The following is a 25,142-nucleotide window of genomic DNA, read 5'->3' as shown; positions in this document are numbered from 1 at the left end:
AACTACTTTAAAAACTTAACACTCAAATCCGCCGTCACATCTGATGATTTGACCATCTACGAATTCAGATTCGTCAGAAGCAAGGAATAATGCTAATGCAGCAATATCTTCTCCTTGACCAACCCTTTTCATAGGAGCTCCGTCAACCATCATTTGCAATGCTTCAACTCCACCAATACTATCTACCATAGCGGTGTGGATAGCACCTGGAGCAATACCATTACATCTTATTTCAGGACCAAGTTCAAATGCCATGGATTTGGTAAGGCCTGCAATAGCGTGTTTGGATGAGATGTAACCTACAAATCCAAAGTGTGCAGCGTAGGATGCAACTGAACAAGTGTTAATTACAACACCTTTTCCTTTTTCTTTCATTACAGGAGCTACTAATTGGGTTAAGTATAATGGAGCGTATACATCAACTGCAAATACTTTGTCCCATTCCTCTTTGGTAATTTCTAAAAGAGGAGTTACGCTTAAAAGTCCTGCATTGTTGAACAAAATGTCGACAGTTCCATATTTTTCAATGGTTTCATCAAAGATTTTTTTAATGTCGTCAACATTAGCCATATCAGCAATAACTGCGAATGCTTCTCCACCAGCTGCTTTAATGTCATCCACTACAGCGTTTGCTCTTTCTTCGTTTCTTCCAGTTACAACAACTTTTGCACCTTCTTCAGCATATAATTTAGCTGTAGAACGACCCATACCGGAGGTTGATCCGGTTACGATTGCTACTTTTCCGTCTAGTTTTCCCATTTTAATCACCTTTTTTATAACATCAAACAACCTTGATGTTAATAATTATATGTATGATGTAAAATATATTTAATGTTATCTAAAAAATGTTTAAAAAGTGTAATTAAAATTCAAAAAAAATAAAAAAGGATAAGAAGTTTATAAGTTATAAACCTCTTCAGCCGGAACGATAGTGATATGGTTTTTGCTCAAAACATCAATGAGTTTGTCAATGTCCTCAGCATGAAGCAATAATATTGCCTTGTCTTCTTTTTCATGTGAAAATGCATAAAGGTATTCCAAATCAATCAGGTTGTCTTTGATTATATCCAATACGCTTGTTAGGCCACCAGGGGTGTCGTTCATTTCAACACCTATAATATCTGTAATCTTTACTAGGAAATTGTTTTCCTCTAGTGCATCCTTTCCTTTGATTGGATCATCAACGACAAGTCTCAAGATTCCGAATTCGGAAGTGTCGGCCATGCACATTGCCCTGATGTTCACATCTGCAATGGTGAGCACTTCAAGTGGTTTTGCTAAGCTTCCCATCTTATTCTGTAAAAATATTGATAATTGTTTAATTTTCATGTTTACACCTTTTAATGCAAGTTCCTTTTGTCTATAACTCTTTTTGCTTTGCCTTCAAATCTTGGCAAGGTTTTTGGCTCTACCAATGTTACCTTTACTCTTATTCCTGTTTCGTTTTCAATTGATTTTGCGATTTTTGTTTGAACACCCATCATATCTTTCACGCCATCGAAGAAGATATCCTGTGATACCTCTACCTTTATTTCGATTTCGTCTAGGGTTTCAGGTCTTGTAACTATAATCATATAATGAGGCTCTGCATCGCCGACTTTAAGCAATGCTTTTTCTATTTGTGATGGGAAAACAGCTACGCCTTTTACCTTAATCATATCGTCGGATCTTCCGGTTATCCTGCTCATCCTTGCATGTGTCCTTCCGCATTCGCACTTGTCATAGGTAAGCTTTGTCAAATCTTTTGTTCTGAATCTGATGACAGGCATTCCTTCCCTTTCAAGATTTGTCAACACAAGTTCTCCAGGAGTATCTCCGCCCAGAACCTCGTGGGTATTTGGATTGATGATTTCTGGGTAGTATATGTCTTCTGCAATATGAAGACCCTTCTGGGCACAGCATTCGACTCCGACACCAGGCCCCATCAGTTCTGTCAATCCGTAAATGTTAAATGCTTTGCATCCGAAGAGTTCTTCCACCCTTTGCCTAATCTCTTCAGTCCATCCTTCTGCTCCGAATCCGATTGCCTTGATTCCTAATTCCTTAGGGTCAATTCCCTCTTCAAGGGCGACTTCTGCAAGGTGTATTCCGTATGAAGGAGTAAAGATGAGTCCTGTGGCTCCAAAATCTTTCATTATTTCGATTTGTCTACGGGTTTGGCCAGTTGAAATCGGAATGATAGCGGCTCCAACTTTGTGTGATCCGTAGTGAACTCCAAAACCTCCTGTAAACATTCCGTAACCGTGTGTGTTTTGGAGGATGTCGTCTTCGCCAATGCCCATCATTGTAAGTCCACGGGCGATTGTTTCAGCCCAGGTATCCAGGTCTTTTTCGGTGTATCCTGACACTACAGGTTTTCCTGTGGTTCCTGATGATGAATGCAGTTCCTTGATTTCCTTGATATCGACTGCAAACAATCCGAAAGGATAGCTTTCCCTAAGTTCGTCCTTTGTAATGAACGGCAGTTTTTCGATATCCTTTAAGGTTTCGATGTCCTCAGGATAAACTCCAATTTCACTGTATTTCTTATTGTAATACGGTATTTTTTCAAATGCCCTTTTGACGGTAGCCTGAAGCTTTTTGAGCTGTAACTCTTCAAGCTCTTCCCTTGGCATTGTTTCTATTTCTTCGTTCCAAAACATATTTTGCCTCATTAATTTTCAGTATGTTATATATTTATCATTATCTAACATTAAAGTTTTCACTTATGGAATTTTTTTAGGTTTTGACCTAAATCTTTTTTAATAATCTCGATTAAAAATATTATTGATATTGTATGAACTGCATATCGACTCTTGATAACTTTTATATATTTTGTTAGAGTAATAATAAAATGTAATTAATTAAAATTAATTTGATTTGGAGAATTACTATGGATATGATGAGTGTATTGTGGCAAGTTGGTATCTTTGCTTCCGTTTTGGTATTTGGTATCAAGATAGGGTTGGCTTCAGGATTGGCCAATTTGTCTAAAAAGTTATTTGCGGCAATTTGTATTGCCTATGGTGGAGGAGTTATTCTCATTTCTGCTATCGCTTCACTATATTCGGAACAATTGGTTCAAGCAATTTATAGTTACAACACTATTTTCTACATTATAATGGCTTCTATCATGATTATTGCTGGACTGTTTACAATAAGAGAATGGAAAATACACGATAAGAATACATCCACTGCAACATCTCTTGCTATCATTGCTCCTTGTCCATGCTGTTTCGGTTCAATTATTGCAAGTGTCCTAATCGTTGCGCCGACAATTGGCGTCACTTCACTTGACCTCAGCTGGTATGCTGCCGCAGCGCTTGTAGGAGTTATGATTGTGACTTATTTTGCATCAAACACAATAGTCAAGATAATAAACAGGCCTTATCCGATTGTATTGGGCAATTTCATGCTTTTGCTTGGTGCATATTTCCTGCTTTCAGCAATCGTCATACCGAATATTGCAGGAGTATTGTCTAAAACTCAAAGTCCTATTACAATAGGTTCTCCTCAAGATATCCTGATGGTTATATTGGCGTTTGCCATTTTGATTGTTGGAGGTATCGTTTTAAATAAGAGAGGCAGAAATATTTTAAGATAAAGGTGAAAAAATATGGCTTTAAATATTCCAGGTGGGGAGTTTCTAACAGGTTCTCTTGATGTAATTTCACAAAGCTTGACAATACCTGTACTGGTTATTTTGCTTATTATTGTAATCATTACAATAATTACACTTGGTGGAATTATTGCGGAGTATACCTCAAGACGTAAGGTTCCTGTTGGAACAATCAGGGATTTAATTTATGAAATCAATCGTGCACAATCAATTGACGCTTTAAAGAATGTAATTGAAAATGCAAAAATACCAAAATCTCAAAAGAAGGTATTGGCTGAAATCGCTTCTTCAAGTGAACTGGGCGATTCTTCAAGGGAAGCCCTTGCGCGCAAACTATTTGAATTTGAAGAAGAAAAGACAATGAGCAATCTACAGAAAACAGACATCATTACACGTATCGGACCTACATTAGGGCTGATGGGTACATTAATTCCGATGGGTCCTGGTCTTGCAGCATTAGGTGCTGGAGACATCAATACGTTGGCATCATCCCTTACCGTTGCATTCAACACTACTATTGTCGGTATCGGTTCAGGTGCATTGTGTTATGTTATGGGTAAAATCCGTTCAGGATGGTATGACAGATACCTGTCCGATTTGGACGCTTTGATTGATGCTGTCCTTGACAAAATGAATAGTTAGTGATTTTTATGGTAAGAAAACAAGGTAGACGCAGATCTAAACGTGTCGAAGAGGACCCGATGGCCGGTACATCCAACCTTGTGGATGCGATGCTGGTAATTGCAGTCGGCTTTTTGGTTTTTGTTATCATAAGCTGGAACATGCAGGCTATGATTGACCCTAGCCAGAATGTTCATGAACAGATGCAGCAGAAAATGACTGAAGTTGACCAGGGCCAACAGCTGAATGAAACTCCGGATACTTCAAACTCATCAGGTCAGGGATATACCGAGATGGGTAAGGTTTACAAGGATCCTGCTACGGGTAAGCTGATAATGGTGGAAGGTTGACCCTTTCACATCAAACTTTTTTTTATAACTTTTTTATATATTGACAACCAATATAATATTGATGTTGGAAAGTCACTTATCAAGAGTATTATCAATAAATTTCATATCCGCACTGATTATTTCACTTGTGGGATGCTATTTTTTAAAGACAATCAATCTCACGAATGTGATGCACATTGCCAATCTGCTAGGATTATCATTCCTTGTCATTTTTGGAATAAACATTCTGGTTGAATCAGGGGATATTAGAAATGGAAGCCAGAGGTTTCTTGTAGCCATTGCGCTAATCTTGATATTTGATTTGGTATTCTTGTTTATTGTGCCATTTTTCTTTGAAGATGTTCTCTCCGTTACTGATTCATTTGTTTTTGCATTCAACGGTGCAAGGGTTAATCTTCACTTAAATGTATATGTCTATCTGGCGATTTATGCAATTGTCATGCTTGTATTCAACCTGTCTCTGTATCTCAGGGATAGGGGAATGTACTCTTATGAATAGTTAAATTTTGAACGATATTCATATCATTTCAAAACATTTAAATAATCTTAAACTATATTTTTAATTAAGTTGGTATGTAATTTACTTTTTACACAATCAACTTATAGATTTTTAAGGAGATAAAACAATGAGAGGACTAGCAAGAATAGATTAGGATGTAATGGATTGGGTTGAAAAACCTAAACCAGAATGTGGACCATATGACGCTATAGTAAAACCAATTGCACTTGCACCATGTACTTCAGACGTACACATTGTATGGGGTAATGCATACATGAGCGATGCGCCAAACAGAATTCTTGGACACGAAGCAACCGGTATTGTTGAAGAGGTAGGAAGCCATGTAAAAGACTTCAAACCTGGAGACCGTGTAATCGTACCTGCAATCACTCCGGACTGGCTGACTGTTCCTGGACAAACAGGATTCGGTCAACACTGTTACGGAATGGGTACCGGAATGAGCTTCATTACCTTCAAGGACGGAACCTTCGCTGAACACTTCCACGTAAACCTTGCAGACGGTAACCTTGCACACTTGCCTGACAGCGTTTCACTCGACCAGGCTGTAATGATTTCAGACATGATGACCACCGGTTTTTACGGTGCGGAGCTTGCGGAAATCAAACCTGGAGACACCGTAGCAGTATTCGGTATCGGACCTGTCGGTCTTATGGGAGTTGCAGGAGCACACTTCATGGGAGCATCAAGAATTCTTGCAGTAGGAAGCAGACCGGTATCAGTAAAGGTAGCAAAAGAATACGGTGCTTCAGACATTGTAGATTATCATAACGGTGACACAGTACAGCAAATCATGGACCTCACAGACGGCGCAGGTGTCGACAAGGTAGTTGTAGCAGGTGGAGGAGCATCTACAGTCGGTGAAGCTCTTGAAGTGCTTAAAGTAGGAGGAGTCCTTGGTAACGTTAACCACTACGACGGCGTTGCTGAAGTTCCATTGCCTGCACTTGCATGGGGAGCAGGTCTTGCTGATAAGACAATCCGTGGTGGAGTATGTCCTGGTGGACGTGCCAGAATGGAACAACTCGTGAAATTAGTTGAATATGGCAGATTCGACTCATCCAAACTGATCACTCACAGATTCACCAACTTCGATGACATCTATGAGGCAATGATCATCATGAGGGACAAACCACGTGACCTTATTAAACCTGCCGTCATTTTAGAATAGTTACTTCGGTAACTTTCTTTTCTTTTTTTTAACCGATTATTTTATTAACCTCTTTTGCTAAACTATTACTTACGAATTTTTAACGGTGTTTTTTAATATGGAATTCTGTCCTAATTGTGGTAAGATGCTTATGCCGAACAAAGGTAAAATCAAATGCAGATGCGGCTATGAAAAATCGCTTTCCAGTGAGGATATTGAAGAGCAGTATCATATGGAAGGCGAAAAGAATCCTGAGATGAAGGTTATTGTAACGGATAGGGATAACGTGGCATTGCCGACAACCAGAATAACCTGCTACAAGTGTGGCGGAACAAAGGGCTACTGGTGGACAGTTCAGACCCGATCTGCCGATGAGGCACCGACAAATTTCATAAGATGTGCCAAATGCGGCAATACCTGGAGAAGCTCTAATTAATCGTTAAGCATAATTTTTTTTTAGTTCATGAATTTATGAATTTTTTTAACATGCTGTTAAACACATTTCCATTCGTTAAAAAATAAAAATATTCCATTAATTCTGCCTTTTTTTTAAAAATATATTATTATATTCAAAATCATTTTAATTATTTTTATATTTCTATTCAGTTTTTAAAAAAACTGCTTAAATCAGCAGTTTCAGTAAGTATATATATAATATGTAATAAAAATCATATATGAGTTAAATATTAGATGAGTATTTAATTCAAATAACAAAAATTAGCTCGAAATTCGGGTTATTATTTTGTTATGGAATAGAGAAGAATAATTTTGTTATTGATGGGGGAAGGTGGTAAGAGGATAAGATTTTCTATTATTTTCCTTAAATAATGAAATTATGAAATTGTGACAGACAGATTTAAAATTAGAGGTAAAAGATGAATAATAAAGTTAAACAAGTTTTAGTTTTATTATTTGTTGTAAGTACTTTGTTAATAATGATCGGTTCTGTCAGTGCGAATACTGACAATTTGAACGAGAATTTAGAAGCTTCAATTACATTGAATGATGATTTGTCTGCAGTTCCGGAAGTCGATTCCGGTGCAGATGAAGATGTTTCTAATCAACTTACAATAAGTAATATTGATGAACAAACAAACGGTTCTTCCAGTTTGGGAGAATCCGGTTCAGCAAATGTGGTTTCTAATTATGAAGACACCACTATCTATGCAAAAGATAGTGACAATAATATTATCAAAGCAAGTAATGAAGGCGATGATGTCCTAACAGATTCTTCTAGCTTTATTATAACAAACACTGCATTAAATCCTTATGCAAAAGTTGGAGATATTGTTACTTTCCATGTTTTCGGTAGAAATGTGGGTGGCGATTTTGATGGTAATCCTTTATTGATAGGTTTTGATTATAATAAGGATCAATTAGACTTTGTTTCGTTTACTCCAGGTATAAATTCGGAGGCACCACCATGGTATGATGCTATTACTCATTATAATCTTGGTTCAAACCCAAATCCAAATTTCGATATGAATCCGAATGGGCTTTTAGTTGGCTATGACTGTTCTGATTTTAAATTTGCTAACGGTTTTCTTTTTAACTTCACAGCCAGTTTCAGAGTTAAAAGTACTGGAACATTGGAAACTACTGCATATATGTGGCATGATTCTAATGTTAAATCAAAAGCTCAAACTAATGTTGCTGATTTCACTATAACAAACACTGCATTAAATCCTTATGCAAATGTTGGTGATGAGGTAAAATTTGAAGTCTATGTTGTGAACAATGGTGGTACCTATGACGGCATGTATGACCAACAGACCAATACTCATTTCGTTGGATTGAATTTCAACTATGATTCTAGTAAGTTGGACTATATTGGTTATACCCCAGCGGTTTATGCTGGCAATTATCTTACACCTAGGGTGTATGCTAGTCAAAATCTTGTACAGTTCGGTTATAGGATTTATAGCGAAGGCTTCAAAAATGGTTACAGCTTTAACTTCACAGTTAATTTTAGAGTTAAAAATCCTGGAACCATGCAAACCACTGCCTCTGTTATAGGATTTGATTCTGCTAAAGAAGATGCTCAAGTTGATGTTGCAGACTTCAGAATGACAGTCACTCCATCAAATACAGTTACTGTAAATAAGGGAGATGAAGTCAACTTCAACATTGTTGTTACAAATTATGGTGGTACTTTTTATCCGGAACCTTTTGAAGGGTATCGCTTTGTTGGAATAAACTTTGGGTATAATTCCAATGTATTGGAATATGCAGGTTACACTCCAGGCAAAAATCCTTTTGACGGAAACTATTATGCAGAGAATTATCTTGTACCTAAGATAAATCCTAGAAATAATCTTGCACAGTTCGCTTACAATATCAGTGAAGAAGGTTTCCGTAATATGTACTGTTTCAACTTTACAGTCACATTCAATGTCTTGGACTATGGAACCTCTGTAAACAATATTGCCATTACACAATATCCGAATGTTTCAAAATCAGTTACAGTCAATTCAAAACCTGTAGATATCACTATTACCGACACTCCTAGTGCTAAGACTATGAGAGTCGGTGATATTTTAGCTTTCGATTATGTTGTTAAAAACCAAGGATCCAGGTATAATGGAGATCATTTCACTATAGATATTGATTTCGATGCAGATAAACTCAAATACATGGGTTTTATGGATATTCCAAATTTGAGCGGAAATCCAGTTTACTACACATCAGCTCATGATTCCACCAATCATGTATTGGGAGCGGTTGACGGCGATGTGTTAGGTGCCGATTCAAGTGTTGGACATTTGAAACTTTCTTATGCATCACCAAATGGATTTGATGCAGGAGAATCTTTCAATTTCAAAGTTGTATTCACAGCTGCTGAAGATGGAAAACTCAGAAACACTGCAAAAGTATCTGGAGACCAATTGGCAACCTCAAGAGCATATGGTGTTGCTTATGCTGGTGATCCTAGCCTCAAGTTAACCAAGACTCCTGACAGTGATTTTAAAAATTTAGGGGACACTGTTGACTATGAGATTTTCCTTGAAAACAATGGAACATTACACTATACCGATAAGAACTATATCGAACTGAATGATTATTATCATGACGGATTGGTCTATAAAGGTTATACTGTCAATTCCGTTGATGCGAATGGGGAAAAGGTCAAAATTCATGTCACAGAGAATGTAACTGCTAGAAATAACGTTCACATTATCTATAACCTGACTGAAAACGGTTTGGAGGATTGGGCACCGGGCTCATCATTGAACCTTACACTTCACTTTTCAATTCATGATAAAGGTATAACCTGTAATTTCATATTCAGTGAATGGGGTACCAGTGATGTGGCAAGTATCGTAGTTGAAGAGCCGGAAATAAACTTAACCAAAAAATGTCTCAACGAATCAGTCAATTTAGGCGACATTGTCTATTATGAGATATTTGTTGAGAACACCGGTAACATTACCTACTATGACCATACAAACGCTTATGGGGAACAATACCTCATTGTTGAAGACATATTCCCTGAAGGATTGGAGTATGTGGGATATATATTAAATCCTGATAAGAATGGTATCATATGGGAAGGCAACTATGAATCCATTGAAAATACCACTGACCGTGTTATAATAAAGTATAAGACATGGGAAGGTTGGGAACCTGGTTCCACTTTAAACATAACCCTTAAATTCAGAGCTGTTGAATTAGGAAAATTGGTTAACAAAGCCCATATTCAATGGCAATGGAAAGATTGGGGTACTAAGGAATCTCAAGAAGAGATGGAATTGGATGATGAAGCGGAAACCGTTGTTGGACCAGCAAAATTCGCTATAGATAAGATTTCCAACTTTAAGGAAGCTAAAGTCGGTGATATTGTAAGTTTCTCCATTGTTTATTCAAACGTTGGTAATAAAACCATAACTGGAGCGTATATCACAGATAATGAGTACAGTCAAGGTTTGAAATTTTATGACTATTCCGATAAGGAAGACTGGACTTACGTTAGTGAAGAAAATACATGGTACTACAATGGTAAGATTGAAGCAGGACAATCAGTTACTTTGAAATTGTTCTTCGAAGCTTTAACCGTTGGTCAAAAATCCAACACTGCTACTGCTGGCCATAGTGGATCAAATGAAACATTAGAAGATACTGACACTGTTTTGATAAAAGAAGGAGTAAACGGAACAGCTGACACTGAAGGATCAGGTGTTGATCCTACAGAACCAGAGGATGACCCAGATGAAGAGCCTGATGAACCTAAAGGTGAATCAGATGCTGCAGTAAGCAATTCAGTTGCTGCTAAAAGCACTATTCATGAAACTGGAAATCCGTTGTTTGTTTTATTGCTCTCTTTATTGACACTATGTTTTGTTCAAAGAAAAGGTAAAAAATAATTAATTATTATTTTATCCTTTTTCCTTTCTTTTATTTTTTAAATAAACTCTTTTTTTATATTTTTTTTAAATTTTAGTTATTTTATTATTGCTTTTTTTAATTAGTGTTTTTTAATTGCAATATTTTTTTTGAAAAAAGGATTATCTTATATTACCTTTTATATACTATTAAGAAAATATATTATACCAATATAAATTTTGGAGGATATTATGATTGATAAGAGAAAATTATTGATATTATCATTATTTTTCATTGTTTTGGCCTCTTCAATTTCAGTTATCAGTGCCGCAGATTCAAATGCAACTGATGCACAGAATCTTGCTGATGAAGAAATTGAATTGGAGCAAAGTGATTCAAATCATGATGATTTGTCCAAGGATGGTGGCCTTGATGACACTATACAAAATGATGATGATAAAATCGGCACTAGAATTGTAGCCGATAACATTACTACAGTCCCCGGTGAGGGAATAATCGTTGCCAAATTGACTGATGATGAGGGAAATCCGTTAGAGGGTTATAATTTGACTTTGGATATTCTGGACACTTCAGTTAAAAGAAATTTTGTAACTAACAGCAGCGGTGAAGTTTATTTTGATTTGGAACGCCCTATATTAAATGTCGGAAACTACACAGGTGTAATAAAATTTTTGGGAAAGGACAACTATAATGAATCCAGTTTAAATATCAATATTGAAATTTCCAGGTTCAACACCAACATCACTGCAGACAACCTTACATTTATTTTGGGCGAGTCAGGAAATTTGACCATCCTATTAACTGACTTTAAGGGAAAGCCTATCGGAAATGCCACCATTAAGCTTGATGTCAGTCCGATTCATGAAGAGTTAAAGACCAATGGAAGTGGTGAAGCGGTTTTTGATTTCGGAATATTGGACACAGGCACTTATGAGGGTGATATTCAATTTGAAGACACTAACAAATATATTGGATCAAGTATTCCTATAAAAGTAACCATTAACAGGATTCCAACCGAAATCATTGCAGAAAATGTCACCTACACTTACGGTGATAAAAAGTATCTGGCCGTAACCTTTAAGGACAAGTATGGAAATCCTATTGCAAATGAAACCCTTGTATTTAAGGTAAACGGTATTCCATATGATAATATTACTGATGTTGAAGGCCAAACTGAATTTTCATTGGACTTGGCTCCTGGATCTTATAGTGCTACAGTCAGTTTTGCCGGAAACGAAACTCATGATTTAAATTCCGTTGCGGTAAGCATTGTAGTTAACGAGATACCTGAAAAAATCTCAATAAACAAATACAATTTCGCCAGTGTCTATAATGAAGGCAAATATCTTACAGTAACATTAAATGACAAGTCCGGAAAGGGTGTTGCAAATAAGGAATTTGTCGTTAAGCTAAACGGCAAGACCCGTAAGTATACCACTGACTCTAAGGGACAGATCAAGATTCCTATTTCTTCACTGGTTCCTAAAACCTACAAGGCAACAATTTCATTTTTAGGAGACAGGAAGTATGAAGCTGTCTCTTTTGACATAACTCTTGTTGTTAAAAAGGCAAAACCTTATATTTTCCCTTCAAAAAAGAAATTTAACGTAAAGACATCTGTTAAGAAGTATAAGGTTACTTTAAAGAATAACAAGAATGCTGTTATGAAAAAGGTTAAGGTTTATCTTAAGGTCAAAGGCAAGACCTACAAGGTCAAAACCAACAACAAGGGCCAAGCTATATTCAAGCTTAAGACATTGACCAAAAAAGGAACCTATAAGGCAGTCATTACCTATAAGGGAGACAACTGTTACAAAAAAGTTGTCAAAAATGCAAAAATCAAAGTTTGGTAGATGATTTTCATCTACTTTTTCCTATTTTTTTTTATTTAATTTTAATTTTTCAATTTAAACATTCTGATTTCTTTTAACTTAATGCTAAGTAAACGATTTCTTTTTTTTTAATAAATTTTATTTATTTTTTTTAACTTAATGTCTAATTTTGTAAAGGTATATAAGAAATAATTTTTATAGATATCAATATAAAGTAAAGTTGGGATTTTTTTTTATGGAAAGTCATGATAATAATTGGAAAGATGCGATTGTATTCATCAGCAGTACATTTAATGATATGCATGCGGAAAGGGATTATCTTGTAAAAGAGGTGTTTCCTGAACTGACCGAATGGTGTGAAAGGCGCCACATCCGTTTGACTGACATTGATTTAAGGTGGGGTGTGACAGAAGAGGACTCCAGCAACAGTAAGACAATTGAGACTTGTCTTCGCCATGTAGATAAGAGCCGTCCATTTTTCTTATGTTTCTTAGGTCAGCGTAGAGGATGGGTTCCTGATTTTGAAAGAGACATCAGTGAAGAAACAAAGGAATATTATAAAATGAAGGATCTTAAAGACAGATCCGCCACTGAAATGGAAATTGAACATGCATTGCTGAAACCATTGGAAATCTCAATTGGTCATGGTGATAGTAAGCAATCTGAAGAATGCAGACATTCCCTATTCTTTTTTAGAAATGGGGAATATGCGGATGTTAAAAATGAAATTCTCACTCCTCATCAAAGACAGATTTATACTAATGAATATCTGAAGGTAGTAGATATCTCTAGGGTAATGAGCCATTTGAAAGGAAATGATGATGAAAAAGGTAAAGACCCAGCTTTATATAAGTCAATATTGGATGAATTGAAAGGTAAATTCAGTGATGGAACTATAGAACATCCCGAATTCATCTCAGAGTTAATTTATGATATTCAAGATGATGATTGTGAATACTACAACAATCTGATAAATGACCTAGTAGAAAATCCTACCAAAGGCAATAACCTAACTTTGATTGCCGAACTTAAATTCAAAAATCCTGGATTGTATAAGCAGATTACTCACGAAATCAAGGACAGTGATGAAGATGAATATGATGCATTGATGGCTGCATTAGAAGATTATACCTATAATGATGTGGGAATTGATGAGTTCTGTGAGTTATATGATTATGAAATAATAAAAGAGATTATTAGTGAGATTAATATTAAGAATGAAGAAGTATTTGAAGTTCATGAAAATGAATTGGTAAACATTCGTGAAAAAATCGAGGAAAAACGGGACAAGGCTGAAGCTGACAATAAAAATTTAAATGATAATGAGAAGGTTCATGTTGTCATTAATGATTATAGGGGACATTGGAACCAAAACTTAACACTTCCCGAGCTTTCACATTATAAGTTTGGTGAGGGACAGGGTAAGTTAAAAGATTTTGAATGTGATGGGGTTCCCCTTAAAGATGTTATTATTTCAGAGTTTAAAAAGCAGTTTGAAATGGAATTCAAGGAGCATATTCAAAAAATCGCCAATAAGAACCCTGAAATCTATGATGGTGAAGAATCAGATATCATTGAAATAATTCTGGATGAGAGCATTTCAGATGAAGACAGAATATTGGCTAATGAGCTTGACCAGCAGGAAAACTTCTGTCACAATAACAGTGAAGGCTTTGTCAAGCGTGATGAATACACAGGTTACCTAAAGGAATATGTGGACAGTGAGGATAGGAGATTATGTTTGGTTACCGCTGAAGCGGGTTTGGGTAAAACAATGCTTCTTGCAGATTTTGCCACAAATTTTGATGAATACTGTGAAAATAGAAGATTATATAAAAGATTCTGTGGTGGGTCTGATTTAAGTTCAAAGACATATTCGTTATGGAAATCCATTATTGATGAAGCAAAAATTGACAGGAATGAAGAAATTTATCCTCAAAATATTGTTGATTTAAGAAGAAACATCAATGACATTTTAAAAGAGATGTCTAAAGATGAGGAAGTAGTGATTATCATTGATGCCATTAACCAGATGGAAGATGGAATGGAAATGATTAACTGGTTTGCTGAGCTTCCGGAAAACTTAAAGCTCATAATCAGTGCTAAAGAAATCAACCTAAATAAAAATGATGAAACAGATGATGAGGATGAGTCTAAAAAGGCTGAAAGAGAAAAACAAAGGGAAATTGATAAGAAATATCAGGACAAACTTGATACCATTACAAAGAAAAACACAATATACAATTTTTCCCTGAAAAAATTGGACTACAGAAAAGAGGAATTCATTTCTGATTATGTTGATAACCTTAAAAGGTATGTTGAAAGCGATGACGATGGCATTTGCGTTATAAATTCCGAAGCCAATTATGATAAGTCATTGATTTTTCATATTTTCAATGATAAATATTCAGATGGAAGAATCTCCAATTTCAGGTGTGTTCTTAACAGTAAATTAGGGTGCCCTAATGACAAAATCATAAAATCAGTTAGGGAATTTGGCAAAAAGAGCAGTATTGATTTAGTGGAAATCACAGGTAATGCTAAAGCTATAAAAACAAAACTCGAGGGTTATTTAGCCGAATTGGAAAATGACTCAATTGTCATCATTGATTTGATGAGCAATGATAAAAATCTAATTGAAGAATTGGAAAATGTCGATTATAAGTTTAAAACAGTCATTGGCGTAAAATCACAAAAAGATGAAATCATATTCAAAAATCAATCAGAAAACAGTTTCACCATTAATGAATTGGATTCAGAGAAAAAAGGCATTATTAAATCATATTTAAGTAATTATTTGAAGGAATTGGATGAAAAGGAGATACATGATATCTGCAACTTTAAAGGATCTAAAAATCCTTTGTTCCTGAAAATCTTGCTTGCTGAGTTAAGAGTCTTCGGTTCATTCGACCAGCTCAAGGATGAAATCAAAAGCTTCGGAGATTCTCCTGAATCCGCTTTTGACCACGTACTTGAAAGATTGGAACAGGATGAAATAGAACGGGGTGAAGAGACAAAAGTTGCAAAACCTCTGTTTTCACTTCTGGCCAGTTCTCGTGTGGGCGGTTTATCTGAAGAGGAGATTGTCACAATCATAAAGGATGAATATAATCTGGATGAGGATGAGGTCAGAGCTAATGTCAACCTGAACTTAAGGCAGGTAAGGCCGTTCATGGCAAGAAAAGAAATGCGTCATGACTTCTTCTATGAAAAATTCAGGGAAGCTGCCGAAAGCAGATATAAACCCGATTATGAAAATGATATAAAGTTGCTAACCGATTACTTTAATGACAAATCTGATAAAGATGAAGCAAGAAGATTCGTTGAACTTCCATATTACCTTCATGAGTCCAACCGTATCGATGAATTGGAGGATGCCCTGTCATCTTATTCATTCATTAAAAATAAGCTTGAAAAGACAGGTGATGTTTACGGTCTGATTTCAGATTATGAAGATTATGTTGACTTTGAAAAGGTTGAAGACGGTCCTTTAGAGCTTATCCAAAGGGGATTGGAATTGTCTTCCCCTGTCCTGATGAATCATCCTGAAGAGCTTCCAGTTCAATTATGGGGAAGAATGAATGAAATTAAAGAGGAAGATGACGATGAGGACAAGCATAAGTATGACAGAATCAGAACATTGCTTCATGATTTGGTTGAAGACACTACCGGAAAATGGCTAAAGCCAACAACAAGCGCGCTGTATTCTCCAAAAAGCTCAATCATAAAAAGATTATTGCCGGACGGTAATAAGAGTTCCTCACAAATTGCATTCACAAAAGATAATAAGATTATCTTTGGAAGCTCCGATGGGATTTTGAGCATGTATGACATTGATGACAATTCATTTGAAGTTCTTGAAAGCAAGGATTCAAAAATTGTAAAAATCATTCTTAAGGATGACGGATCATTGTATGTGGCAAGATTCAATGGTGAAATCAAAAAATGGGACTTGACTGCCAGAAATACTGAGGATTATCCAGATAAAAACAGTAAAGTTGAGGATTATGGTGAAATTAGGGACATATATGTGTCAGATACCTATGGAAAGATATATGCCGTTTCACACAAGGGAGTATTCTCAATTGACATCGAGACAAAAGAATTGAAATCTGAAGGCATTGAACCTAAAAACTATAATCAAATCCTTGTTCCAAGAAGAAATGAAGCAATCCTTGTCTGTGATGAAATGGAAGTTGACGGATGGGACGTATATGAGAAGAGAAAAGCATATAACAGACACCATCAACAGAACGATGAGGAAGATGACGGTAAGCAATTGGATTCATCTGAAGAAATAAGGTTCATGGGATTGAACAAGAGATTCTTGACTTTAATTTCTGAAAATGGGCAGATGAAATTCTGGAACACTCTCAAAAACTCTGGTGGAGGAGAAAGTATTGATGAGGAAAGGGTTTGCAGTCCAAATGATAAATTCAAACAGGCATTGACTCTTGAAGATGAGAATAAGATTATCACCATCTCTGAGATGGGCGTATTGAAAGTTTACAATATTCCTCAGCCAAGACAACCTAAGTTCAATGTGGAGAAGAATGAAAAGACAGGTATGGAATTGGATATACAAACAGGTATAAAATCACCTACTGCCCTTAATTATCTAAATGAGGATGACAAACGTTGGGTCATTGTTGGAAATGAAAACAATGATGTCAGCATAATTGATTTGGACAAAAAAGTTGCAGAAAACACAAATGTCAGGCATGCCGAATCCGTTCTGTCGATTAAAATTAATGGAAATCGCATGATTACCTCATCTGATAACGGTGAAGTTTTCACATGGGACATTGACAGTGAAGAATGTCTGAATAAGTTTGAAAATGACTTCAGGTGCAACTCCATTTCATTTAATCGAGACGAATCTAAACTGGTTCTTGCCGGTGTAAAAACAGACAACGATAAAAAGATAAATAAGATAGCTACCTGTGATGTTACTGATGACATGTGGAAATCTATTGAAAAGCCTGAAATTGAAAATGATAAACAGAAGGAGAAATTTGCAGCTTTAAAGGTTTATGATGAAAAATCCGGAATGGGTGAAGTTGTGGAAATCACCCAGAACCTCTCTGGAATCGTATTCATTGAAGAAAATAAATTATCCATCGATGATAAAGTCTTTGAGTTGGATGGAACCGCAACATCAGTTGATGCGCTATTGAGCGCAGCCGACGCTTATGTCGGATTTAAAGACGGAAGCATCGTTAAATATCCTTCATCAGTATCATTCGAAAGAAAAGTTGATTGTCCTGTAACTAAAATTAAAATTTTTGGTGAAAAATTAATTGCGGGTTATAAGGACGGATCCGTTGAGGTCTTTGATTTGGACGGAGCTCATTTAGCTTCATTGAAAGGCCATGACAAGGAAATCAACAACATTTATGTTGATGACTCAAGAATCATCACGGTATCCAAAGACAACACTCTAAAGATATGGAAAAATGATGAGTGCATTTACACCTACTTCCTCGATATTTACGCAACTGCTGTAAACATTAGAGAAGACAAATTGATTGTTGGAGACACTTTAGGTAATGTAAGGTTCTTCACTTTCGAAAATTAAATCTACAGTTAGGGAATCATTTGTTTAAAATGTTTTCCTTTTAACTTTTGTTTTTTTTTTGAGTTGGATTTAAAGTTATACTGAACAAATTTTCATATTCATGTTTTTATTTCTCATCATGCTTTGATGGATACTCTCCGAGGGACATGAAAAATCATTTTATATTCTTAAATATATGGGCGATTATTCATGCACTTATCACATTTCTTATACAAATGATAATGCGAATTTTCAATCTATTCAATTCATAACTAAAATTATCTTTTTCAAATGTGGACGATGCATATCAGATGTTGCATTTATTTAAATTTGTAAAAAAAGATTGGATTAGGATGTTAATGATTATTTAGATTAACTAATTAAGATATGTAATGACATCTGAATTCTATGAAATTATCCATAAAGTAACTTCTTTAAGTAATTTAAATACTTGAATCATTTATATTAATATAATTTAATATAGAATTGCAGTTAATTCGATTAAACTTATTTGTATTTGAACACAATATTTTAGTAGGTATAACCATGAAAAATTCTAAATTCATTGAACTGTCAAACCAGAAGAGACTGGCTGAAGAGTATGCTGAAAATACCGAATGCCCTGAACACGTTAGAATTTATGCAATCGGGAAAATTTTTGTTAAATCAATTCTTGCCGATATTATTGAAAACACTTCAGAGGAATTTATTCGGGAGGCTTGCCTTAAGAAGATGTATTATTATGACTACCTCTTTAAAATGGCTTGCGATGACACTAACTGGCGCAATAGATTAATAGCCATGTCAACATTAATGGCTTTCTTTTTGCTGACTGAGGATTCCCGTTTAATTGATTGTCGAGATGAGATTTTGGACAATGAAGCCTACAGGGATTATCCTGCATCTGATAATTTGCAAAACATTGCACTTAATGATGAAGACTGGAAAAACCGTTTGGCTGCAACTTTGATGATTGATGATGCTTCAATTCTGGAAAATATTGCACTTAATGATGAATCAAAGTATTTGAGAATTGCGGCATTGTTTAAAATTGACAATAATGATAAGTTAGTTGAAATAATTGAAAATGATCAGGATGTTGATGTTGTGGATATGGCATGCAAAAAGCTCGATGATGAGTCCAGATTGGTTGAAATTTATCCTCAACGCATGAAAACTGCAATACTCAGAAACATTCATGACCAATTCATTTTAATAGACTCCATATATGGCAGTGACGATTGGGGAGAATGCATTGAAATTTCAAAAAATATCTATAATCCTAAAGTGTTGTATGACATGATTGTTGGAGAAAGCTTCCAATCAAAATACCGTCCTGTTCAACGTTTCACATCTTTTTCTGATGATTATGTTTATTTTGAGGATTTGATGGGGCATGTATTCTCTTTAATTAATGATGATGAGCTGCAAAGGGAAATTGTAATCAACACTTCATCATATGTTGTTGAGGCTATTGAACATATAGGGGATGCTGAAATTTGCAGCGAACTTTTAAATTCATTCAATTATGATTGTTTTCCATATTCCTTGAATGAAAAACTGGCTGATGAGGACACATTGTTCAACATGGCATTAAACCATCCTTCAGAAAACGTCAGATTTAACGCTGTTTTAAGAATTTTCGACAAATCCAAATTAAAGGTAATAATTGACAATGAATCAGTCAAAAAGGTTAAAGACCAGGCTTTATGGAATCTGAATTTGGATGAAAGCGAATTTAATTTAGACAATGACAATAGATTTGTCCGTGCAGAAGCCGTAAAGGCAATCAAGGATGAGGCTAAACTGGTTAAGATACTATGTTATATGCATGATGACTACATCTCACCGGTTGCCATAAACAACATCGACGACGATGAGCTTTTGGCCGATATTGCATGTGAAATGCCATTGCGATTTTCCAAATTAGCAATAAATAAGATTTCAAATGAAAAGGTTTTGGCCAGAATTGCCTCTGATGCCCTTGATGAGTCTAATGCTGCTTATGCAGTTACAAAAATCAATGATGATACAATATTGGCTGATGTCTTAGATAATTCTCCTTATCCAAGATGCCATACTGTTAGTGTGTTGAGGATTTGCGATGAAGAGATGCTGAAAGATATTGCATATAACAATGATGACGACTATCTTAGAAATGTTGCAGTATCCAAGATTGATTCACAGGATATCTTAAAGGATTTCGCTTTGAATGATTCGAATTTTCATATCAGGCAACAGGCAGTTGAAAGAATCACTGATGTGTCTTTCTTAAGTGATGTCAGTGAAAATGATGACAGCCATAGTGTTCGAATGGCTGCAAAATATACCATGAAACGTGAAGGCAATGTATAAGGATTTCAGATTTTTGGATGATTTGATTCATGGCACAGCAAAAAAGATATGTCTCAGCTCAGATATCAGATTGGATGATGATGAAAAGTATAACCCTATCCATGGGATAAAAATTGATGTTGACGACCTGGTAATTGACGGTATGGGCCATTTTATCGATGCAAGACATTTTGGAAGAATATTCTCAATCACAGGCAAAAACATCACAATCAAAAATGTCCACTTCATGAACGGTTATTCCTTTTCAAGGTCAAAAGATGAGGAAACCGACGGAGTCTACAGAAATCCGATTCTTCCGACAGGCTATGGTGGTGCCATATATAACCGGGGTGAAGTAACCATGATCAATTGCCGTTTCACAAAGAATCATTCCTTTTCCTATGGTGGGGCGATAGTGAACACAAGCAGATACCCATTGAAACTTATGAACTGCTATTTTGATCAAAACAGCGGATATAATGGTGGCGCTATATTCAACAGGGGAGAACTTGAAATATCTCGATGTGATTTCTACCAAAATGGCGGACCGATATTTGTACCATCATATAACAGGATACTTTCATTGGATGATAAGTTCACCAAATATGGTGGGGCAATACTCAATGAAAAGCAAATGGAGATTTCAAATTCCAGATTCTCTGAAAATTATGCAAGGAATGGAGGTGCCATTAACAATTTTTATGGTGAAATCAGGGCAAGCAATCTGATATTTTACAGGAACGCTTCAAAGTTTGCAGGTGCAATAAACAATTGGAAGGGTGGAATTGAAATTGAGAACGCTGACTTCAGGAACAATGTGTCAAAAATCAGATGGGATCCGAATTACATTAATTATGCTTCGTCTGTAACAATGATTGAAAAGACTGAGATTGAATATGGTCATGTTGTTGGGGCAATATTCAATAAAGGACATTTCAGGATAACTAACTGCAAATTTGAAGAAAATCAGGGAAATATAAATTCGATATATAATGATGACATGTATGAATGCATTGTTGAAAATTCCCAATTTGATGGGGAATTTGACTGTGAAGTGAAGAATGTGACAAATATTGTGAATTCAAAATTCAGTCATGTTGATGGTGAAAGGTGTTGAAATGAAACCAAATGAGTGTCTGGAAGATTTTGAAAGGATGAACACGACCACAAGAAGCATTTGTGATTTGGAAGGCAATAGCGTTTTAATCGTACTTGAAGACGGAACAAATCTGACAGATTGGGAAGATGTTGAAGATAAGGATGATGTCTTATATGTAAGTGAGGATTTGTCAGGATTTACGGATTTAAAGGGGAAATATAACTCTTTTTATCATCTAAAAGCAGTTGTAGCCTCGGGTGTAACAAATGAAGTGAAAAGCTTGGAATCGATGTTTGCCAGTTGTTGGAATCTGAAATCCATTTTGGCCTTAAATTGGGATTTGAGCAATGTGGTGGATATGAGAAACATGTTCAGTGGTTGCTATTCCTTAAAGGACATATCATCTTTAAGTGATTGGGATGTCGATAATGTGGAAAATATGGAGTTCATGTTTGAGTACTGCAAATCCTTATCGGATATTTCCCCTTTAAAATCATGGGATGTGGGAAATCTCAGATTCACCGAGTGCATGTTTGCGAGTTGCTCATCATTAACTGATATTTCTGCTTTAAAGGATTGGGATCTATCCAATGTCAATCCTAATAATTATGTGGGAATGTTTGACAGGTGTTTTGTGAATACTCATGTTTTAAAGGATTTGGATAGGGAAGTTTTGATGGATAGGGATAGTTTGTTTGCAGGTTGGCGTTAGCTAAAGGAATTACTTTACAATGATGGATTTTTTGAAATAATTCTTCCGAATTTTGAAGCATATTTTGAAGGGTAGGAATAATTTTTAAATTTTTTTGCCTAAAATTAAAAAGACTTTTTAACTTTTAAAACTAAATATTACATATTGGTGATAAGATGGATTTTGATGAAAGACGTATCGATTTAGTTAAAACTTCAATTAAAAATGTTAATTCCGGTCAGAAAATCATTTCAAAGGCATTGGATAATAAGGTTCATGTTCATTGGCCAAAAGAAGATGAATATTTAGGTAGTGAATCAATTTTGGACCATTTGACTTGTGATGATGCCAATTGGGATTATGAATATCTTGGCGAAGCTGTCGTTGAACGTCAGGTAGCCGGTGATGGGCAAAAAGCTCATGGCGGCGATATTGAAACAGAACAGGTAGTTGTTGCCAAGCTTAGAGTAAAAACCGGAAGGGATGAGAATCCATTAATAGATTTGGCTTTGAACCATCCTGAACCTCATGTTAGGATAGCTGCAATTAAAAAAATTGTAAATCCAAATGTTTTAACTGCAATCATTATTAAAGAGAGTGAAGATAAAGAAGTTAAAAAAGCTTGTTTGGAAAGATTGGATGAGTTATACGTTGAATAAGGTAGTATGGCATCTTATGAACAGTATGATATAAAAAATGAAATTATCAAACATTCGCATAATCAAGAGAAAATAATTGATATAGCTCAAAATGACTCTAACTGGCATGTTCGCCAATTTGCAGTTTCCTACATTAAAGACGAAGAAGTTTTAAAAGATATTTTGGTTAATGATTCTATACAGTCCGTATCCATTAAGGCTATGGAGCGGATTAATGACATTGACTTTTTGGTTGATACCTGTCTAAACAATCCGTTTTCCCACATCCGTCTGGCGACGCTGAATCGCATAATCGATGAATCGCTTCTTTCAATGTCTGATTTGGCAGACCTTTTGGATAATGTTGCCTTAAATGATCCTAATGATTTTATTGTTAAAATAGCACTTGAAAATACTGATTCTTATAATCCTGAAACGTTAATGATCATCGCAAAATCTATGCGTGATGAGGAAATTAGAAAAATTGCCGTTTCAAAAATCACTGATGGGAAGGTCTTGGCTGATTTTGCATTAAATGATTCTAGCGTATTCATACGCAGGGAATCCATTTTAAATCCCAATCTATGTGATTTGGAAGTCTTGGCTGATGTAATAAAAAATGATGATGATGAATTTAATCGCTATTGGGCATGCGAAAAGATTGACGACAGGGATTATCTGCTCAAACTAATTTTTGACAAATCATTTTACCATCGTTTGGATGATTTGTCTCCTAATCCTAAGCTGAATTGTCCGGAATATTTTAAAAGAATCTTTGAGAATAGCGATGAGGAATATCCACGAATTGTTTGTGCAAATATTATCCGGGATAAGCTATTTCTAGATAACATTGTCCTGAATGAATCTAGTGATGAAATCAGGTTGGAGGCAATTAAGAATAGAAGTTTTTCAAATCAGGATATCTTAAAGGACTTGATTTTCGCTGAAGATAATCAGGATATTCTTTTTCACGCGATTTCAAAAATTAAGGATGAAAAGGTATTGGCAAGATATATTAAAACAAATTTGAACGATAATGCGGCCACTTTGCAGGCCATATTGAATATTGATGATGTTGAATTGCTTAAGGAATTGTCAAAACATCAAAATCCGAAAATACGCCTTCATGCAGTCAGGTCATTATCAAATAATTTAAATGAGGGACATGATTCTTTCTTAAGAGATATTGCACTTTTCGATGAAAACGATGAGGTATGTCTTGAAGCGGCTAAGGCAATCACTGATTCTTATGTGTTGGCTGATGTAGCGGATAAAAGCAGCTATAGGGATGTAAGGCTTGTCGCATTAAATAAAATTCCAGCATCGAAATTGCTGGATAACTTTTTGTTTGCCCGACGTCTGAAAATAGAATCACTTGATGATACAAAATTCAGGGTTACATTAAGACATTTGGCTTTGGACGAAAAGGATGATGACATTCGACGCCTTGCAATATCCAAGCTTAACGACAAGAAAATACTGGACCAGATAATCTCCCTTAGGAATGACGATTCAAGAATTGCTCAAAAAAGGATGAACACTCTTTTTGAAGATATTAAACGCATCGATAATGAACTTCTGCTCAAAAATCTGATTTCATCGGATGACAGTGATGTTTCATATATTGCCCAGAAAACATTGGATGACATGATTAACAGCCAGAAACATATAGATGAAATAAATGAGATCTCAGACATTGAGGAATTGAAAAGGATAATCAATGATGATTTCAATTATTATGTCAGATGCGAAGCCGAAGGAAAACTTGAAAATCTATTGTTTAACATAAGATTGGATGAGATAGGTAATAATGACAATCAGGATAAATTAAAAAATATATTAAATGATGAATCATTCCCATTGGAAATAAGAAATGAGGCTTTTTTGAGGATAACTGATGAAAAATTCAAAGAGGATTATTATATGGAAAATGGAGATGATTTGGGGGAATTTGAGAAATTGAACGCCACAGCAAGTTGTATGGATTGCAATAATGTTGCCTTAAAGGCGTCTGAAATGACATGTCCTGAATGTGGCGGAAAAGAAATGATTCTTGATGAGTGGGGAGTGTGGTGTAAGGCTTGCGGTCTTGTGATACATGACAAATCACTCTAAATCCATCGTCTCATAACTCTATTATTTTTAAGTTGAACCACCCCACCCTAAAAGAGGGTGCGGATTCCTGAATTTTTTTCACTTAATAATGGTTAATTTAAGTATTTTATCAGGCTATCCCCGTTGAACCAGCGGTTTAGAATATTAATTGCTGCGTTTGTGTCCCTATCAAGTATTTTTTCGCATTTTTGACATTTCCAGTTGCGTGTTTTGACTTTTAACTCTTTGTTTATGTGTCCGCAGTGGTGGCATGTTCTGCTTGTGTTGTGTGGTTTTACGAATTGTACGCCGTCTGCTTC

The 25,142-nt window shown here is 35.6% G+C and carries 18 protein-coding genes; 14 read left to right on the top strand and 4 right to left on the bottom strand.

Features of this window, described 5'->3' with window-relative positions:
- Window positions 1-15 precede the first annotated feature (15 nt).
- The 3 genes from ACJMML_RS00345 to ACJMML_RS00335 form a co-directional block, all read right to left on the bottom strand.
- Window positions 16-759 (bottom strand): SDR family NAD(P)-dependent oxidoreductase, encoded by a 744-nt coding sequence (locus ACJMML_RS00345; protein WP_303738063.1) that lies wholly within the window; start codon window positions 757-759, stop codon window positions 16-18.
- Between the two features lie 138 nt (window positions 760-897).
- Window positions 898-1,329, bottom strand: coding sequence for an acetolactate synthase (locus tag ACJMML_RS00340; protein ID WP_405305453.1), 432 nt, complete (start codon window positions 1,327-1,329; stop codon window positions 898-900).
- A gap of 11 nt (window positions 1,330-1,340) precedes the next feature.
- A complete protein-coding gene (locus ACJMML_RS00335; protein WP_405305452.1) occupies window positions 1,341-2,642 on the bottom strand; it encodes a phenylacetate--CoA ligase family protein in 1,302 nt (433 codons plus the stop codon).
- Window positions 2,643-2,872: 230 nt separating this feature from the next.
- On the opposite strand from ACJMML_RS00335, the gene ACJMML_RS00330 reads away from it, so the two are divergent.
- The 14 genes from ACJMML_RS00330 to ACJMML_RS00265 all read left to right on the top strand — a co-directional run bounded on the left by ACJMML_RS00330 (window position 2,873) and on the right by ACJMML_RS00265 (window position 24,843).
- Window positions 2,873-3,583, top strand: a complete 711-nt coding sequence (locus ACJMML_RS00330; RefSeq protein WP_405305451.1) for a DUF2162 domain-containing protein — start codon at window positions 2,873-2,875, stop codon at window positions 3,581-3,583.
- Window positions 3,584-3,595: 12 nt separating this feature from the next.
- The gene (locus ACJMML_RS00325; protein WP_405305450.1) at window positions 3,596-4,240 is read left to right on the top strand and encodes a MotA/TolQ/ExbB proton channel family protein; all 645 of its coding nucleotides are present in this window, start codon (window positions 3,596-3,598) and stop codon (window positions 4,238-4,240) included.
- A gap of 8 nt (window positions 4,241-4,248) precedes the next feature.
- Window positions 4,249-4,569: a DUF2149 domain-containing protein gene (locus tag ACJMML_RS00320; protein WP_303738058.1), complete on the top strand. Its 321-nt coding sequence runs from the start codon at window positions 4,249-4,251 to the stop codon at window positions 4,567-4,569.
- A 61-nt stretch (window positions 4,570-4,630) separates the two neighbouring features.
- Window positions 4,631-5,068 (top strand): hypothetical protein, encoded by a 438-nt coding sequence (locus ACJMML_RS00315; protein WP_405305449.1) that lies wholly within the window; start codon window positions 4,631-4,633, stop codon window positions 5,066-5,068.
- A gap of 160 nt (window positions 5,069-5,228) precedes the next feature.
- Entirely contained in the window at window positions 5,229-6,257 is a 1,029-nt protein-coding gene (locus tag ACJMML_RS00310; RefSeq protein ID WP_405305448.1) for an NAD(P)-dependent alcohol dehydrogenase, read from the top strand.
- Between the two features lie 97 nt (window positions 6,258-6,354).
- Window positions 6,355-6,672 carry a transcription factor S gene (locus ACJMML_RS00305; protein ID WP_296785269.1) on the top strand — a complete coding sequence of 106 codons (318 nt, stop codon included), beginning with the start codon at window positions 6,355-6,357 and terminating at the stop codon, window positions 6,670-6,672.
- Window positions 6,673-7,111: 439 nt separating this feature from the next.
- Entirely contained in the window at window positions 7,112-10,597 is a 3,486-nt protein-coding gene (locus ACJMML_RS00300; RefSeq protein ID WP_405305447.1) for a hypothetical protein, read from the top strand.
- 210 nt (window positions 10,598-10,807) lie between these two features.
- A complete protein-coding gene (locus tag ACJMML_RS00295; RefSeq protein ID WP_405305446.1) occupies window positions 10,808-12,430 on the top strand; it encodes a hypothetical protein in 1,623 nt (540 codons plus the stop codon).
- 214 nt (window positions 12,431-12,644) lie between these two features.
- The gene (locus ACJMML_RS00290; RefSeq protein ID WP_405305445.1) at window positions 12,645-17,987 is read left to right on the top strand and encodes a DUF4062 domain-containing protein; all 5,343 of its coding nucleotides are present in this window, start codon (window positions 12,645-12,647) and stop codon (window positions 17,985-17,987) included.
- 525 nt (window positions 17,988-18,512) lie between these two features.
- On the top strand, window positions 18,513-20,321 hold the full coding sequence (locus ACJMML_RS00285; RefSeq protein WP_405305444.1) for a hypothetical protein: 1,809 nt from the start codon (window positions 18,513-18,515) through the stop codon (window positions 20,319-20,321).
- Window positions 20,305-21,417, top strand: a complete 1,113-nt coding sequence (locus ACJMML_RS00280; RefSeq protein WP_405305443.1) for a hypothetical protein — start codon at window positions 20,305-20,307, stop codon at window positions 21,415-21,417. Before ACJMML_RS00285 ends, ACJMML_RS00280 begins: the two co-directional genes overlap by 17 nt.
- A gap of 1 nt (window position 21,418) precedes the next feature.
- Complete coding sequence (locus tag ACJMML_RS00275; RefSeq protein ID WP_405305442.1) at window positions 21,419-22,111, top strand: BspA family leucine-rich repeat surface protein; 693 nt, start codon at window positions 21,419-21,421, stop codon at window positions 22,109-22,111.
- 155 nt (window positions 22,112-22,266) lie between these two features.
- The gene (locus ACJMML_RS00270) at window positions 22,267-22,749 is read left to right on the top strand and encodes a hypothetical protein (protein WP_405305441.1); all 483 of its coding nucleotides are present in this window, start codon (window positions 22,267-22,269) and stop codon (window positions 22,747-22,749) included.
- 6 nt (window positions 22,750-22,755) lie between these two features.
- Window positions 22,756-24,843 (top strand): HEAT repeat domain-containing protein, encoded by a 2,088-nt coding sequence (locus ACJMML_RS00265; protein WP_405305440.1) that lies wholly within the window; start codon window positions 22,756-22,758, stop codon window positions 24,841-24,843.
- A 92-nt stretch (window positions 24,844-24,935) separates the two neighbouring features.
- Here ACJMML_RS00265 and ACJMML_RS00260 read toward each other — a convergent pair.
- Window positions 24,936-25,142, bottom strand: a 207-nt coding sequence (locus ACJMML_RS00260; protein ID WP_405305439.1) for a zinc ribbon domain-containing protein, incomplete at its 5' end; no start/stop codon positions are given.

It is taken from the genome of Methanobrevibacter sp. (genome assembly GCF_045130115.1).
Lineage (GTDB): Archaea > Methanobacteriota > Methanobacteria > Methanobacteriales > Methanobacteriaceae > Methanocatella.
The sequence above is the reverse complement of the archived record's forward strand: the minus strand, read 5'-3'. Positions and strand labels throughout refer to the sequence as shown.

Bases quoted from the DNA above. Each gene is read 5' to 3' on its own strand.
- ACJMML_RS00345 (WP_303738063.1), bottom strand. From the start codon at position 759: ATGGGAAAACTAGACGGAAAAGTAGCAATCGTAACCGGATCAACCTCC.
- ACJMML_RS00340 (WP_405305453.1), bottom strand. From the start codon at position 1,329: ATGAAAATTAAACAATTATCAATATTTTTACAGAATAAGATGGGAAGC.
- ACJMML_RS00335 (WP_405305452.1), bottom strand. From the start codon at position 2,642: ATGTTTTGGAACGAAGAAATAGAAACAATGCCAAGGGAAGAGCTTGAA.
- ACJMML_RS00330 (WP_405305451.1), top strand. From the start codon at position 2,873: ATGGATATGATGAGTGTATTGTGGCAAGTTGGTATCTTTGCTTCCGTT.
- ACJMML_RS00325 (WP_405305450.1), top strand. From the start codon at position 3,596: ATGGCTTTAAATATTCCAGGTGGGGAGTTTCTAACAGGTTCTCTTGAT.
- ACJMML_RS00320 (WP_303738058.1), top strand. From the start codon at position 4,249: ATGGTAAGAAAACAAGGTAGACGCAGATCTAAACGTGTCGAAGAGGAC.
- ACJMML_RS00315 (WP_405305449.1), top strand. From the start codon at position 4,631: ATGTTGGAAAGTCACTTATCAAGAGTATTATCAATAAATTTCATATCC.
- ACJMML_RS00310 (WP_405305448.1), top strand. From the start codon at position 5,229: ATGGATTGGGTTGAAAAACCTAAACCAGAATGTGGACCATATGACGCT.
- ACJMML_RS00305 (WP_296785269.1), top strand. From the start codon at position 6,355: ATGGAATTCTGTCCTAATTGTGGTAAGATGCTTATGCCGAACAAAGGT.
- ACJMML_RS00300 (WP_405305447.1), top strand. From the start codon at position 7,112: ATGAATAATAAAGTTAAACAAGTTTTAGTTTTATTATTTGTTGTAAGT.
- ACJMML_RS00295 (WP_405305446.1), top strand. From the start codon at position 10,808: ATGATTGATAAGAGAAAATTATTGATATTATCATTATTTTTCATTGTT.
- ACJMML_RS00290 (WP_405305445.1), top strand. From the start codon at position 12,645: ATGGAAAGTCATGATAATAATTGGAAAGATGCGATTGTATTCATCAGC.
- ACJMML_RS00285 (WP_405305444.1), top strand. From the start codon at position 18,513: ATGAAAAATTCTAAATTCATTGAACTGTCAAACCAGAAGAGACTGGCT.
- ACJMML_RS00275 (WP_405305442.1), top strand. From the start codon at position 21,419: ATGAAACCAAATGAGTGTCTGGAAGATTTTGAAAGGATGAACACGACC.
- ACJMML_RS00270 (WP_405305441.1), top strand. From the start codon at position 22,267: ATGGATTTTGATGAAAGACGTATCGATTTAGTTAAAACTTCAATTAAA.
- ACJMML_RS00265 (WP_405305440.1), top strand. From the start codon at position 22,756: ATGGCATCTTATGAACAGTATGATATAAAAAATGAAATTATCAAACAT.